Here is a 13,385-nt window from a genome sequence, read left to right on the forward strand (position 1 = left end):
CAGTTCATGTTGCGCAAGTCTCTACAACGTCTGGCCGGTCTCGGCCTCGCGGGCCTTCTGGCCCTGCCGGGCATCGCCGCGGCACAAGCCGCGCCCGCCCAGAGCTGGCCTACCAAGCCCGTCACGCTCGTCGTGCCGTTCCCGCCGGGCGGCTCGACCGACGTGCTGGCGCGCCTGTTCGCGGCCAAGCTGGGCGAGCGCCTGGGTCAGAGCGTGGTGGTGGAGAATCGCCCCGGGGCCAACACCGGCATCGGCGCCGCCGCGGTGGCCCGTGCCGCGCCCGATGGCTACACCTTGATGATCACCGGCGCGCCCACGTTCACGACCAACTCGCTGCTCTATCCCAACCTGGGCTATGACCCGATCAAGAGCTACGAGTACGTCGCGATTGCCGGCAGCGCGCCGTTCGTGATTCTGACCAATACGCAGAGCGGTCTGGCCACCGTGAACGATCTGGTGACCAAGTCCAAGAACGACCCCCTGAGCTTCGGCTCCTTCGGTACGGCGTCCACGCCGCACCTGGCCGGCGAGTACCTGGCCCAGCGCAGCGGCGCCAAGCTGCTGCATGTGCCGTACCGCGGCAGCGCGCCGGCCATGACCGACCTGATCGGCAACCAGATCCCGCTGTCCATCGACACGCTGGTCGCGGCCCTGCCGCAGATGCGCGCGGGCAAGGTGCGCGCGGTCGCCCTGACCAGCGCGGCACGCTCGGCGCTGGTGCCCGATGTGCCCACCGTGAACGAGTCGGGCGTGGCGGGCTACGACTTCATCACCTGGTACGGCATCGCGGCGCCGAGCGGCACGCCGCAGCCGGTGGTCGACAAGCTCAGCGTGCAGGTGCGCGAGATGCTCGCCGATCCCCAGATGCTCGAAAAGATGCGCGAGCTCGGCTTCGATCCGTTCTATGCCGACAGCAAGGCCTTCCGGGCGCGGGTCGAGCAGGAGCTCGAGCGCAACGCCGCCGTCATCAAGGCCGCCGGCGTCAAGGTGGATTGAGTTGCACGGTTAGGGGCGCACGGCTAGTGGCGCGCGGCTAGTGGCGCGCGGCTAGCGGCGCACGGATGGTGACGGGCGGCGCGCCGCCCGTCACCCTTCAATGCTGCGCGAAATGGCGGAAGCGCTTTTCGGTGTCGTCGCGGCGCGTTTCGATGTCGGTCACGACGGCGGCGGGCGGGCCGCGGCGCAGCCATTCGAGCATCTGATCGACCTGATCGGGCGTGCCCTGAATCAGCGCTTCGACCGTGCCGTCTTCCATGTTCTGGACCCAGCCGGTGGCACCGACGAGATGGGCACGGCGCACCGTGGCGTGGCGATAACCCACGCCCTGCACCTTGCCCCGGACGATGATGTGGAGGGTCTCGATGTGGGCGTCTTGCATGTGATGGCTTCCTTCGTAATCCGGCGGCGCGCATGTTGCGCCGCATCCAAACATTATCGACGCATTATGGCCCGGCCCGGGCGCGGCGCGCCGGAGCCGGGCGTATACTGAGCCCCGCCCCGGCGCCTGCCGGCGCGCCACGCGGGGCGTCCCACGCGCGGCGTGCTACGCCGGTCGCATCCACCGCGACTCTTCCCGACCATTCCAATGAGCCAAGATCTCTCCAAGATCACTTGCATCGAAGACCTGCGGGTGATTGCGCAAAAGCGCGTGCCCCGCATGTTCTACGACTATGCCGATTCAGGCGCCTGGACCGAAGGCACGTACCGCGCCAACCAGGAAGACTTTCAAAAGATCAAACTGCGCCAGCGCGTGGCGGTCGATATGGAAGGCCGCTCGCTGCGCACCACCATGGCGGGCATCGACACCGTCATGCCGATGGCGATCGCGCCCACGGGCCTGACCGGCATGCAGCATGCCGACGGCGAGATCCTCGCCGCGCAGGCGGCCGCCGACTTCGGCGTGCCGTTCACGCTGTCCACCATGAGCATCTGCTCGATCGAAGACGTGGCGCAGGCGACCGGCAAGCCGTTCTGGTTCCAGCTCTACGTGATGCGCGACCGCGAGTTCTGCGGCAACCTGATCGACCGCGCCAAGGCGGCCGGCTGCTCGGCGCTGGTGCTCACGCTCGATCTCCAGATCCTGGGTCAGCGCCACAAAGACATCAAGAACGGCCTGTCGACGCCGCCCAAGCCGACGCTGCGCAACCTGATCAATCTGGCGACTAAGCCGCGCTGGTGCATGAGCATGCTGGGCACCAAGCGCCGCACGTTCGGCAACATCGTGGGCCACGCCAAGGGCGTGAGCGACCTCTCCTCGCTGTCTTCCTGGACCGCCGAGCAGTTCGATCCCCGCCTGAGCTGGGACGACGTGAAGTGGATCAAGGACCGCTGGGGCGGCAAGATCATCCTCAAGGGCATCCTCGACCCCGAAGACGCCGAGCTGGCGGCTCAGAGCGGCGCCGATGCGCTCATCGTCAGCAACCACGGCGGGCGTCAGCTCGACGGCGCCTTGTCGTCGATCGCGGTGCTGCCCTCCATCGTGCAGGCCGCGGGGTCGCGCATCGAGGTCTGGCTCGACGGCGGTATCCGGGGCGGACAGGACATTCTCAAGTCGGTGGCGCTGGGCGCCCGCGGCACGATGATCGGCCGCGCCTTCCTGTATGGCCTGGGCGCCTACGGCCAGGCCGGCGTCACGCGCGCGCTCGAGATTCTGTACAAGGAAATGGACGTGACGATGGCGCTGTGCGGGCGCAAGAACATCTCGCAGGTCGACCAGAGCATCCTGGTGCCCGGCACCTATCCCACCTGAGCCAGGTCTCCGGACGTTCGTCCGGGATTCATCGCACGGCTATCACGGCCCCGACCTTGTCGGGGCCGTGTTCGTTTCCGCGGGCGCAGCTGCACAGGCGTTGCATATAGTTGCATGCACAATCATCTCATTTTTGCGTGCTACCGACGGCCTGCAAATCAAGTACGCGCGCGTACGCGTATATATGCGTGCGCGCGCAACTACCTGCGCGCGCACGCGCTAGCGCGCACGCCCGCGCGCGAGACGCGGCGCAACATGCGCACGTCCAGGGTAATCCCTGGCTGGGGATAACCCTTGAAATAAGGGGTTTTGGCGAGTGGCACCTTCCGTCGCGAAAAAACTGGAACTATCAGCGGGTCCAGTTTGGATGCAGACTCCGGACTACTTTGTCATCGCCCCGGAGATTGTCATGAGTGGCCGCATCGAGACGCTGGAAATCGAACAGATCCAGGAGGCCGTTTCCGGTCTGCGCGATTACATGATCACCACGCTGCAGGGCATGGTGCAATGCGACAGTCTGCTGGGCCAGGAGATCTCGGCCGCCGAGTTCATGGAGCGCGAACTGGCCGAACTGGGCTTGCCGTCCGAACGCATCTACCTGCGCGACGAACAACTCAAGAGCCTGCCGCTGTACTCGCCGGCATGCTGCCCGGATGGTGGCCGCTACAACGTGCTCGCGCGTCACGAGCCGCGCAGCGCGGGTGGCCGTTCGGTGCTGTTCAATGGGCACCTAGATGTCGTGCCCACCGGACCCCATGAAATGTGGACCATGCCGCCCTTCTCGGGCGAGGTGCGCGACGGATGGCTCTACGGCCGCGGCGCGGGCGACATGAAGGCAGGCATCGTGTGCGCGCTCGCGGCGTTCAAGGCCTTGCAGACGCTGGGCCTGCAACCCGCCGGCGCGGTCGGCTTCAACGGCGTGCTCGAAGAAGAAAACACCGGCAACGGTACGCTCGCCTCCGTCAGCGCGCTGCAGAGCGCGATCGGCGCGGCCAAGCTGACGGCCTTCGACGCCGTGATCATCCCCGAGCCGCTGCAGGAAAAAATGATGGCCGCGCAGCTGGGCGTGTTCTGGATGTACGTCGACGTAAAGGGCAAGCCTGCCCATGCGGCCTACATGAACACCGGCGTCAACCCGGTGGACGCCGCGTTGCGCATCGTCGATGCCGTCAAGGCACTCGAAGCCGAATGGAACGAGCCCCGGAATCGCCATCCTGCCTATCGCGAGCACGCCCATCCGATCAACTTCAATCTCGGCCAGATTCACGCGGGCGACTGGAACTCATCGGTGCCCAGCGTGTGCACGCTCGGCCTGCGCCTTGCGTGCTATCCCGACATGACGATCGAAGAGGCCAAGCGCATCGCCACGGAACGCATCGATGCGACCGTCGCGGCGTTCAACGAGCCGGACATCAAGGTCTCGATCCGCTTCGAGGGCTTTCATGCGCCCGGCTGCGAGTACGACCTCGACGTGGCGCCGATGCAGCTGCTGGCCGATGCGCACAGGCGCGTGACCGGCGAAGCGCCCAAGCGCCAGGCCATCACGGGCACCACGGATGGTCGTCACTTCCGCATGTTGATGGACGTGCCCGTCACCTGCTACGGCCCGATCGCCGAGAGTGTGCACGGCTTCGATGAGCGTGTGTCGATCGACAGCATGATTCGCGTTGCCAGTGCGCTCGCGCTGTTCCTGCACGACTGGTGCGGGGTCGAGCCCGCCCAGGCCTGATACGCGTCCGCCTTCCCCTGCCGGGCGCCGTGCACGCCCGGCACGACCCACCGAGAGATCCGACATGACCTTCGATTCCGTTCGCCGTGCCCTGTTGCAGGGCGCCGTCGCCGCTGCCGTCCTGACGCTCGCGCCCGCCGCCATGGCTGCCGACGAGCAGCCGCAGTACGGCGGCGTGCTCACTGCCATCCTCAGCCCCGAGCCGCCCAACCTCAACGTGGCGATCCAGCAGGTCGCCGTCACGCAGCTGGTGGCGGGCAAGATCTACGAAAGCCTGCTCACCTATTCGAGCAAGCTCGAGCCGATGCCGAGCCTGGCGAAGTCGTGGGATGTGTCGGCCGACAAGCTGACCTACACCTTCCATCTGCAGCCGAACGTGACCTGGCATGACGGCAAGCCTTTCAGTTCGGAAGACGTGGTGTTCTCGTACAAAGAGATCCTGTCGAAGACGCCGCGTACGCGCACGCTCATGAGCTTCATCGAAGACATTACGGCGCCCGACAAGGACACCGTGGTGTTCAAGCTCAAATCGCCCTATTCGGCGTTCCTGTATTCGTTCGACATTGGTGGCGGCGCCATTCTGCCCAAGCATCTGTACTCGACCGGAGAGCTCACGCAGAACCCGCACAACAACGCGCCCATCGGCACCGGGCCCTTCAAGTTCAAGCAATGGCAGCGCGGCTCGTACATCGAGCTCGTGAAGAACGAGAAGTACTGGAAGGAAGGCCGGCCCTACCTGGACGGCATCACGTATCGCGTGATTCCCGACGCCGCGTCGCGCCGCTTGGCGATCGAGCAAGGCACCGTGATGCAGGCCTGGCTCAACGACATCGAGCCATTCGATCTGCAGCGCCTCGCCAAGCTGCCGCACGTCAATGCCGTGCGCGCCGGCTATGAATACTGGTCGACGTTGAACTGGATCGAACTCAATCAGGGCCGCAAGCCGTTCGACGACAAGCGGTTCCGCCAGGCCCTGATGTACGGCATCGATCGCCAGTTCATCGTGGACAAGATCATGTTCGGATCGTCCACGCTTGCGACGGGTCCGATTCATCACAAGACGCGCTTCTACGACCCCAACGTCAAGAAGTATCCCTACGATCCCAAGAAGGCGGCCGCGCTGCTCGACGAGATGGGCCTCAAGCCCGACGGCAAGGGGGTGCGCGCAACCATCGGGCTGATCCCGCTGCCCTACGGCGAAATGCATCGCCGGCTGGCCGAGTACATCAAGCAGAATCTGTCCAAGATCGGCATCGCGGTGAATATCGAGAATACGGACGTCGGCGGCTGGACCACCCGAGTGGGTAACTGGGATTACGACATGGGCCTCAATGGCGTGTTCCAGTACGGCGACCCCGCGATCGGCGTGGCGCGCACCTATCTGGCTTCGAACATCAAGAAAGGTCTGATGTTCACCAACACCTCGCAATACAACAATCCCAAGGTCGACGAGCTGTTCAACAAGGCCGCGGTCGCGCCTACGGACGAAGAGCGTCAGAAGCTCTACACCGAGGTGCAGCAGATCCTGGTGGAGGACGTGCCGGTGGTGTGGATCGCCGACACCAACTACACGACCTTCCTGAACAAGCGTGTGCATAACGCCATCACGACCGGCCTGGGCGCGGTGGACACGTATGCGGATGCCTGGCTGTCCAAGCAATGAAGAAGATCGGCGCGTTCCTCGGCCGGCGGGTGGTCAAGAGCATCCTCGTGCTGCTGGCCATCGCCCTGTTCAACTTCTTCCTCGTTCGCGCGGCACCGGGCGATCCGGCCGAGATCCTGGCCGGCCAGTCCGGCGCGGCCGACGCGCAGTTCATCGAGCAGCTGCGCAAGGACTTCGGCCTGGACAAACCCATGGTGGTGCAGCTGGGCGAGTATCTGAAGAACGTCGCGACGTTCGATCTCGGCTACTCGTACCGGCAGCAGACCTCGGTGTCCGCGTTGATCATGGAGCACTTGCCCGCCACGCTGGCGCTCACGCTCACGGCGTTTGCGTTCGCGGTGCTGGCCGGGGTCAGCCTGGGTACTCAGGCGGCGCTGCGGGTGGGCAAGTGGGGCGACACGGCGATCACCGTGCTGTCGATGCTGGCGTACGCCACACCGCTGTTCTGGGTCGGGCTGATGCTGGTGCTGATCTTCTCGGTGCATCTCGAATGGCTGCCCGCCTTCGGCTTCGAGACGGTCGGCGCCAACCTCACCGGGCTGGCGCGATTTTTCGACATCGCGAAGCATCTGCTGTTGCCCGCGCTCACGCTGGGCATGTTCTACATGGCGGTGTACACGCGCCTGACGCGTGCTTCGATCCTGGAGGTCAGCCAACTCGATTTCGTAAAGACGGCGCGCGCCAAAGGCCTCTCGGAACGCACGGTGATCACGCGGCATGTGCTGCGCAATGCGCTCTTGCCGGTCATCACCTATGCCGGGATCCAGGCAGGCGGGCTGATCGGCGGTGCGCTGCTGGTCGAAACGGTGTTCGCCTGGCCCGGCATTGGCCGCCTGGCCTTCGATGCCCTGCTGCAACGCGACTACAGCATCCTGCTCGGCGTCTTCTTCGTGGCCTCGCTGATCGTGGTGATCGTCAACCTGGTGACCGATATCCTGTACACGGTGGCCGATCCTCGGATTGAGTTGAAATGACCTCCTTCTTCGCCTCCTTCTGCCGCAACAAGGGCGGCCTCATCGGCCTGGTGGTGCTGGCCGCGGTCTGCCTGATGGCGCTCGTGGCCGGCATGGTGTTCCCGGGCAGCCCCTGGGACATCGCCAACGGTCCCTTCATGCCGCCCCTCTCCGAAGACGCGCCGCTCGGCACCGACATGCTGGGCCGCGACATCGCGAGCGGCATCGCCTATGGCGCCCGCGTGACCCTGTTGCTCGCGGGCGTGTCGACCGCCGTGTCGATCCTCTTCGGCATCAGCATGGGCGCGGCGGCCGGCTTTTACGGCGGCAAGGTCGACCAGGCCGTGGTGGGCTTCATCGAGTTGTTCCAGACGATCCCGAGCTTCTTCCTGGCCGTGGTGCTGGTCGCCATCCTGACGCCCAGCATGGGCACGGTGATCTTCGCCATCGCGGTGGTGTCGTGGCCGCCCTTGGCGCGGCTGGTGCGGGCGGAGTTCATGAGCCTGAAGAATCGCGAATTCGTGCAGGCCGCGGTCCTGAGCGGTCAGTCGAACCTGCGCATCATCCTCACGCAGATCCTGCCCAACAGCCTGTCGCCCGTGATCGTGTCGGGATCGCTGATGATCGCGAGCGCCATCCTGCTGGAATCGGCGCTGAGCTTTCTCGGCCTGGGCGACCCCAACTCCATGACGTGGGGCTACATCATCGGCGCCTCGCGCACGGTCTTGCGCGATGCCTGGTGGATGAGCGTCTTTCCGGGGGTGGCGATCCTTGTCACCGTGCTGGCGCTCAATCTCATCGGCGAGGCGCTCAACGACGCGCTCAATCCGAAGCTTGCCCGCAAAAGGAGCACCTGATGGCGGCCATCCTTGAAATCAGCGGCCTGTGCGTGTCGGTCGCGCACGCCGGGCCCGACGCGCAAGTCGTGCGCGGCGTCAGCTATACGCTCGATAGCAACGAAGTGCTGTGCGTGGTGGGCGAGTCGGGTTCGGGCAAGTCGGTCACGGCGCATGCGGTCATGGGCCTGCTGCCGCCGGATCAGCTGTCGGTCACGGGCGGCCACATCCGCTATCGCGACCGCGACCTGGTCGGCCTGGCGCCGCACGAGTGGTACACGCTGCGCGGAAAGTCCTTCGGCATGGTGTTTCAGGAGCCCATGACGGCGCTCAATCCCATCATGCGCGTCGGCCGCCAGGTCGACGAAGTGCTGGAGCGTCACACCGACATGAAGCCCGCGCAGCGTCGCGCCCGCGTGCTGGAGCTGTTTCGCGATGTCCTGCTGCCCGACCCGGAGATGATCTACGAGGCCTATCCGTTTCAGTTGTCGGGCGGGCAGCGACAACGCGTGGTGATCGCCATGGCGCTGGCGCTCGAACCCGACGTGCTGATCGCCGACGAGCCCACCACCGCGCTGGACGTGACCACGCAGGCGCAGATCCTCACGCTGATCAAGGACATCCAGCGTCGCATGGGCATTGGCGTGATCTTCATCACGCACGACTTCGGTGTGGTGGCCGAGATCGCCGATCGCATCGTGGTGATGCGCAAGGGTGAAGTGGTGGAGTCCGGCACGGCCGAGGAAATTCTGAACCGGCCGCAGCATCCCTACACGCGGCAGCTCATCGAGGCGGTGCCGCACAAGCCCGACGGCAAGGCGGAGGTGCCGGCGGCCGCACCCCTGATGGTGGTGGAGCGCCTGCGCAAAACCTTCGGCGACGGTCAGCGCAAGGTCGCCGCGCTCAAGGACATCAGCCTCACGATCCACCAGGGCGAGACGCTCGGGCTGGTCGGAGAGTCGGGGTCGGGCAAGTCCACCCTGGGCCGCACTCTGATCGGTCTGATCCACCCGGACGGCGGCAGCGTGAAGATGGACGGCACCGAGCTCGTCGGTCTCTCGGCCAAGGGGTTCCGGCCGTTTCGTCGCCAGATTCAGATGGTGTTCCAGGATCCGTACGCGTCGCTCAACCCACGCCACCGCATCGCGGACGCGATCTCGCAGGGGCCGATCGCCTACGGCGAGGATCGCCGCAGCGCAATGAAGCAGGCGCGCGAACTGCTCGAGCTCGTGGGGCTCGGCGGAGACGCCGGCGATCGCTTCCCGCATCAGTTCTCGGGCGGTCAGCGCCAGCGTATCGGCATCGCACGCGCGCTCGCTCTCAAGCCGCGCCTGCTGGTGGCCGACGAGGCGGTATCGGCCCTGGACGTGTCGATCCAGGCGCAGGTGCTGGCCCTGCTGGCCCGCATCAGCGACCAGCTCGATCTGTCGGTGCTGTTCATCACCCATGACCTGCGCGTGGCCGCGCAGATCTGCGACCGCATCGCGGTGATGCGGCAGGGCGAGCTCGTCGAGCTCAACCGCGCGCAGGACATCTTCTATCAACCGCAGCACGATTACACGCGTCGTCTGATCGCGTCGATTCCCGGCCAGGATTGGTCCAAACCGGTGTTCGACGCGTCGGGCGCGCCTGTCACGCAGGCCGCGATGGCCGGGAGTCCAGAGTATGCATAGCAATGAGTACGAATCACACGATGGCCTGGCGCTGGCGCGTCTGCTCGACCAGGGCGAGGTGACGCCGGCCGAATTGCTGGAGTGCGCCATCACGCTGGCGCAGACACGCGGCGCGGAGCTCAACGCCATCTGCTACGAGCGCTACGACGAATCACGTGCGCTGGCACGCGACTGGCAGCCGCGCGGTGTGTTTCGCGGCCTGCCCTTCCTGCTGAAGGACTCGGGTCTGGCGTCGCGCCGGTTTCCGTCGTCGATCGGGTCGCGCCTCTTCAATGACACGCAGTACTCGGTCGATGCCACCCTGACCGAGCGCTTCGATGCCGCGGGCCTTCTTCCCTTTGCGCGGTCGACCGTGCCCGAGCTGTGCATGGCGCCCACGACCGAGGCGCTGCGCAATGGCGGGCCGACGCTGAATCCGCGCAATCGCGAGCGCTCGGCGGGCGGCAGCAGCGGCGGCGCCGCAGCCGCCGTGGCGGCGGGCATCGTGCCGATCGCGCATGGCAGTGACGGTGGCGGTTCGATCCGCATTCCGGCTGCCTGCTGCGGCGTATATGGGCTCAAGCCGACGCGCGGCCGGGTGCCTATGGGCCCGCTGCGCGGCGAGGGTTGGGGCGGGCTGGCCGCTGACGGGGTGATCAGCCGCAGCGTGCGCGACACGGCGGCCGCCATGGACGCCATCAGCGGTTACCAGGCGGGCAATCCGTATGCGGCGCCGCCCAAGGACGGCTCGTATCTGGATGCGCTGGCACAGCCCTTCGACCGGCCGCTGCGCATCGCGGTGTGGCGTTCCGCCTTCGACGATATCGAGATCGATCCGATCAGTCTGGCGGCCGTCGAGCACGCGGCCGGCCTGTGCCGCGATCTGGGTCACGAGATCATCGACGCGGCGCCGCCGCAGGTCGACTACGCGGGCTTCGTGGGCGCGCACGCGACCATCCTGGCCGCCAACATCGTGCTGGCCACCGACACGAAGCTGGGCGCCTTGGGCCGCGCGCTGCGCGATGACGATCTCGAGCCCGCGCTGCGCGATGGTTATGAGTTGGGCAAGACGCTGAGCGCGGCGCGTTACGTCGACTCGATCAATCGCTTTCACGCCATGGGCCGCGCGCTGGAATCCGCGTTCGACGGCGTGGACCTGATCCTGACGCCGGCGCTCACGCGTCTGCCCGAGCGTCTGGGCGAGCTGATGCTGGTGGGCACGCTGATGGACTACCGGCGCAAGATTTCGCGCTACGCGACGTTCCTGGCGGCCATCAACGCGTCCGGCCAGCCCGCCGCCACGCTGCCGCTGTCATGGACCGACGACAACGTGCCGGTCGCGACGCAGATCATCGGCCGCTTCGGCCGCGAAGACCTGGTCCTGCGCCTGTCGGCCCAGCTCGAAGCGGCAGCCCCCTGGGCCGCCCGCAAGACGATCTTCGGATAGCGTGGGGGTCCGCCCGCCGCCGAGCCGCCTCAAGGCGGGCGCGCCCCCTCGGGGGGCAGCAAGCCGAAGGCGCAGCGTGGGGGCCTAGCCCTAGTGCCCCTCTCTTAGCGGCGCAGACGGAAGTCGACCGAGGCCGGGCGGCCGGGCAGCGCCAGCTCGGCTTGCACCGGCGCCGTGCGCGCGATGATGCGGCCGGCGCGGATGACGGCCAGGCGCGCGGCGCGCAGCCGGATGGCCTCCACCGGGTCGCCCGCCTGAAGCAGCACGAGATCCGCGCGCTTGCCCACTTCGAGGCCCACGTCGTCCAGACCCAGAATCGCGGCCGGCGTGCGGGTCACGGCGTCGAATGCGGCCAGCATGCCTTCGCGGCCCGTCATCTGTGCCACGTGCAGGCCCATGTGCGCGACCTCCAGCATGTCGCCACCGCCGAGGCTGTACCAGGGGTCCATCACGCAGTCATGGCCGAATGCCACCGGCACGCCGGCCGCCAGCAGCTCGGGCACGCGCGTCATGCCGCGGCGCTTGGGATAGCTGTCGTGACGGCCTTGCAGCGTGATGTTGATGAGCGGATTGGCAATGGCCGCCACGCCGGCTTCGCGGATCAGCGGGATCAGCTTGGAGACGTAGTAGTTGTCCATCGAATGCATCGAGGTCAGGTGCGAGCCCGTGACGCGGCCCTGCAGACCCAGGCGCTGTGACTGATACGCCAGCGATTCGATGTGGCGCGAGAGCGGATCGTCGCTTTCGTCGCAATGCATGTCGACGCGCAGCCCCCGCTCGGCGGCGAGCTCGCACAGGATGCGCACCGACTCGGCGCCGTCCTGCATGGTGCGCTCGAAGTGCGGAATGCCGCCCACCACGTCCACGCCCATGTCGAGTGCGCGCTTGAGGTTGTCGAGTGCGCCGGGCGCGCGCAGCACGCCGTCCTGCGGGAAGGCCACCAATTGCAGGTCGAGGTAGGGCTTGACCTGTTCGCGCACGTGCAGCAGCGCCTCGACCGCGAGCAGGCGCGGATCACAGACGTCGACGTGGCTGCGGATCGCCAGCAGGCCGCGACCGACGGCCCAGTCGCAATAGGCGAGCGCGCGCTCCACCAGCGCTTCCTGGGTCAGCATGGGCTTGAGCTCGCCCCACAGCGCGATGCCTTCGAGCAGCGTGCCCGACTGGTTCACGCGCGGCAGGCCGTACGACAGCGTCGAGTCCATGTGGAAGTGCGCGTCGACGAACGGCGTGGACACCAGCTGGCCGCGCGCGTCGAGCACTTCGGCGGCGTCGGCCGTGAGCTGCGGTTCGATGGCGGCGATGCGGCCGGCGCGCACGCCGATGTCCAGCGGGCCACGGCCGTCGGGAAGCACGGCCTGTTTGATGATGAGATCGAACATGAGAAATTCCGGTGAGTCAGCGTTCGCCCTTGCGATAGGGCTTCATCAGCGCCTGGGGATAGGCAGCGCGGCGCGCCACGATCACCAGGGCGAGGATCGACAGAATGTAGGGCAGCATCAGGTAGACCTGATATGGCAGCTCGGGCAGGCCGGGCAGGGCCGCGCCGGCTTGTTGCAGGCGCAACTGAATGGCGTCGAAGAAGGCGAACACGAGTGCGCCGATGAGCGCCTTGCCCGGCCGCCACGAGGCGAACACCACGAGGGCCACGCAGATCCAGCCGCGGCCGTTGACCATGTTGAAGAAGAAAGCGTTGAACGCGGAGAGCGTCAGGAAGCTGCCCGCCACGCCCATCAGCGCCGAGCCGGCCACGATCGCGCTCATGCGCAGCCGCGTGACCGACAGGCCCTGCCCTTCGGCAGCCGCCGGGTTCTCGCCCACCATGCGCAGCGCCAGACCGGCCGGCGTGCGATTGAGCAGCCAGGCGACGAGCGGCACCGCGATCAGCGCGAGCAGCGTCATCGGCGTGAGCCCCGCCAGCACGGGCCCGATCAACGGGATCCCGGCGAGCGCCTTCATCTCCGCGAACGGCACGATGGTGGGCGGCGTGGTCACGCTGGGGAACGTGACGCGATAGGCGAAGTAGCTCAGGCTGGTGGCCAGCATGGTCACGCCCAGGCCCGAGACGTGTTGCGACAGGCCGAGCGGCACGGTAAGCACCGCATGCAGCAGCCCGAACACCGCGCCGGCCAGCGCGGCCGCCAGCACGCCTACATAGAGGGGCGCGCCCAGGTAGACGGCGAGCCAGCCGGTGAAGGCGCCGGCCACCATGATGCCTTCGATGCCGAGGTTCAGCACCCCGGCGCGCTCGCACAGCAGCACGCCCAGCGTGCCCAGAATCAGCGGCGTGGCCAGGCGCAGCGCCGCGATCCAGAACGCCGCCGAGCCGAGTAGATCCATCCATTCCATGACTCGG

General features: G+C 66.8%; 11 protein-coding genes. 8 read left to right on the plus strand and 3 right to left on the minus strand.

Translation table 11 applies throughout. From position 1 onward, the window contains the following. The first annotated feature begins 6 nt into the window (after positions 1-6). Entirely contained in the window at positions 7-996 is a 990-nt protein-coding gene (locus tag CEK29_RS23020) for a Bug family tripartite tricarboxylate transporter substrate binding protein (RefSeq protein WP_094859421.1), read from the plus strand. A 97-nt stretch (positions 997-1,093) separates the two neighbouring features. On the opposite strand, the gene CEK29_RS23025 is transcribed toward CEK29_RS23020, so the two are convergent. Continuing rightward, the gene (locus CEK29_RS23025; protein WP_094859422.1) at positions 1,094-1,378 is read right to left on the minus strand and encodes an acylphosphatase; all 285 of its coding nucleotides are present in this window, start codon (positions 1,376-1,378) and stop codon (positions 1,094-1,096) included. Between the two features lie 207 nt (positions 1,379-1,585). On the opposite strand from CEK29_RS23025, the gene CEK29_RS23030 reads away from it, so the two are divergent. From CEK29_RS23030 to CEK29_RS23060, 7 genes are all read left to right on the plus strand, one after another. After that, positions 1,586-2,749 (plus strand): alpha-hydroxy acid oxidase, encoded by a 1,164-nt coding sequence (locus CEK29_RS23030; protein WP_094798107.1) that lies wholly within the window; start codon positions 1,586-1,588, stop codon positions 2,747-2,749. 409 nt (positions 2,750-3,158) lie between these two features. Then, the gene (locus tag CEK29_RS23035; protein WP_094859423.1) at positions 3,159-4,478 is read left to right on the plus strand and encodes an ArgE/DapE family deacylase; all 1,320 of its coding nucleotides are present in this window, start codon (positions 3,159-3,161) and stop codon (positions 4,476-4,478) included. A 64-nt stretch (positions 4,479-4,542) separates the two neighbouring features. Next, positions 4,543-6,141 carry an ABC transporter substrate-binding protein gene (locus tag CEK29_RS23040; protein WP_094859424.1) on the plus strand — a complete coding sequence of 533 codons (1,599 nt, stop codon included), beginning with the start codon at positions 4,543-4,545 and terminating at the stop codon, positions 6,139-6,141. Then, positions 6,138-7,115, plus strand: coding sequence for an ABC transporter permease (locus CEK29_RS23045; RefSeq protein WP_094798110.1), 978 nt, complete (start codon positions 6,138-6,140; stop codon positions 7,113-7,115). The genes CEK29_RS23040 and CEK29_RS23045 overlap by 4 nt, the downstream gene beginning before the upstream one ends. Beyond that, positions 7,112-7,951 carry an ABC transporter permease gene (locus CEK29_RS23050; protein WP_094798111.1) on the plus strand — a complete coding sequence of 280 codons (840 nt, stop codon included), beginning with the start codon at positions 7,112-7,114 and terminating at the stop codon, positions 7,949-7,951. Before CEK29_RS23045 ends, CEK29_RS23050 begins: the two co-directional genes overlap by 4 nt. Continuing rightward, positions 7,951-9,603 carry an ABC transporter ATP-binding protein gene (locus CEK29_RS23055; RefSeq protein ID WP_094859425.1) on the plus strand — a complete coding sequence of 551 codons (1,653 nt, stop codon included), beginning with the start codon at positions 7,951-7,953 and terminating at the stop codon, positions 9,601-9,603. Before CEK29_RS23050 ends, CEK29_RS23055 begins: the two co-directional genes overlap by 1 nt. Then, positions 9,596-11,029, plus strand: a complete 1,434-nt coding sequence (locus CEK29_RS23060) for an amidase (RefSeq protein WP_094859426.1) — start codon at positions 9,596-9,598, stop codon at positions 11,027-11,029. The genes CEK29_RS23055 and CEK29_RS23060 overlap by 8 nt, the downstream gene beginning before the upstream one ends. A 104-nt stretch (positions 11,030-11,133) precedes the next feature. Here the strand turns inward: CEK29_RS23060 and CEK29_RS23065 are convergent, their stop codons facing one another. Further along, positions 11,134-12,411, minus strand: a complete 1,278-nt coding sequence (locus tag CEK29_RS23065; RefSeq protein ID WP_094859427.1) for an amidohydrolase family protein — start codon at positions 12,409-12,411, stop codon at positions 11,134-11,136. Between the two features lie 16 nt (positions 12,412-12,427). Next, the gene (locus tag CEK29_RS23070; RefSeq protein WP_094798115.1) at positions 12,428-13,378 is read right to left on the minus strand and encodes an ABC transporter permease; all 951 of its coding nucleotides are present in this window, start codon (positions 13,376-13,378) and stop codon (positions 12,428-12,430) included. Positions 13,379-13,385: the final 7 nt, after the last annotated feature.

This window comes from Bordetella genomosp. 5 (genome assembly GCF_002261475.1).
GTDB lineage: Bacteria > Pseudomonadota > Gammaproteobacteria > Burkholderiales > Burkholderiaceae_B > Bordetella.

Bases quoted from the DNA above. Each gene is read 5' to 3' on its own strand.
- CEK29_RS23020 (WP_094859421.1), top strand. From the start codon at position 7: ATGTTGCGCAAGTCTCTACAACGTCTGGCCGGTCTCGGCCTCGCGGGC.
- CEK29_RS23025 (WP_094859422.1), bottom strand. From the start codon at position 1,378: ATGCAAGACGCCCACATCGAGACCCTCCACATCATCGTCCGGGGCAAG.
- CEK29_RS23030 (WP_094798107.1), top strand. From the start codon at position 1,586: ATGAGCCAAGATCTCTCCAAGATCACTTGCATCGAAGACCTGCGGGTG.
- CEK29_RS23035 (WP_094859423.1), top strand. From the start codon at position 3,159: ATGAGTGGCCGCATCGAGACGCTGGAAATCGAACAGATCCAGGAGGCC.
- CEK29_RS23040 (WP_094859424.1), top strand. From the start codon at position 4,543: ATGACCTTCGATTCCGTTCGCCGTGCCCTGTTGCAGGGCGCCGTCGCC.
- CEK29_RS23045 (WP_094798110.1), top strand. From the start codon at position 6,138: ATGAAGAAGATCGGCGCGTTCCTCGGCCGGCGGGTGGTCAAGAGCATC.
- CEK29_RS23050 (WP_094798111.1), top strand. From the start codon at position 7,112: ATGACCTCCTTCTTCGCCTCCTTCTGCCGCAACAAGGGCGGCCTCATC.
- CEK29_RS23055 (WP_094859425.1), top strand. From the start codon at position 7,951: ATGGCGGCCATCCTTGAAATCAGCGGCCTGTGCGTGTCGGTCGCGCAC.
- CEK29_RS23060 (WP_094859426.1), top strand. From the start codon at position 9,596: ATGCATAGCAATGAGTACGAATCACACGATGGCCTGGCGCTGGCGCGT.
- CEK29_RS23065 (WP_094859427.1), bottom strand. From the start codon at position 12,411: ATGTTCGATCTCATCATCAAACAGGCCGTGCTTCCCGACGGCCGTGGC.
- CEK29_RS23070 (WP_094798115.1), bottom strand. From the start codon at position 13,378: ATGGAATGGATGGATCTACTCGGCTCGGCGGCGTTCTGGATCGCGGCG.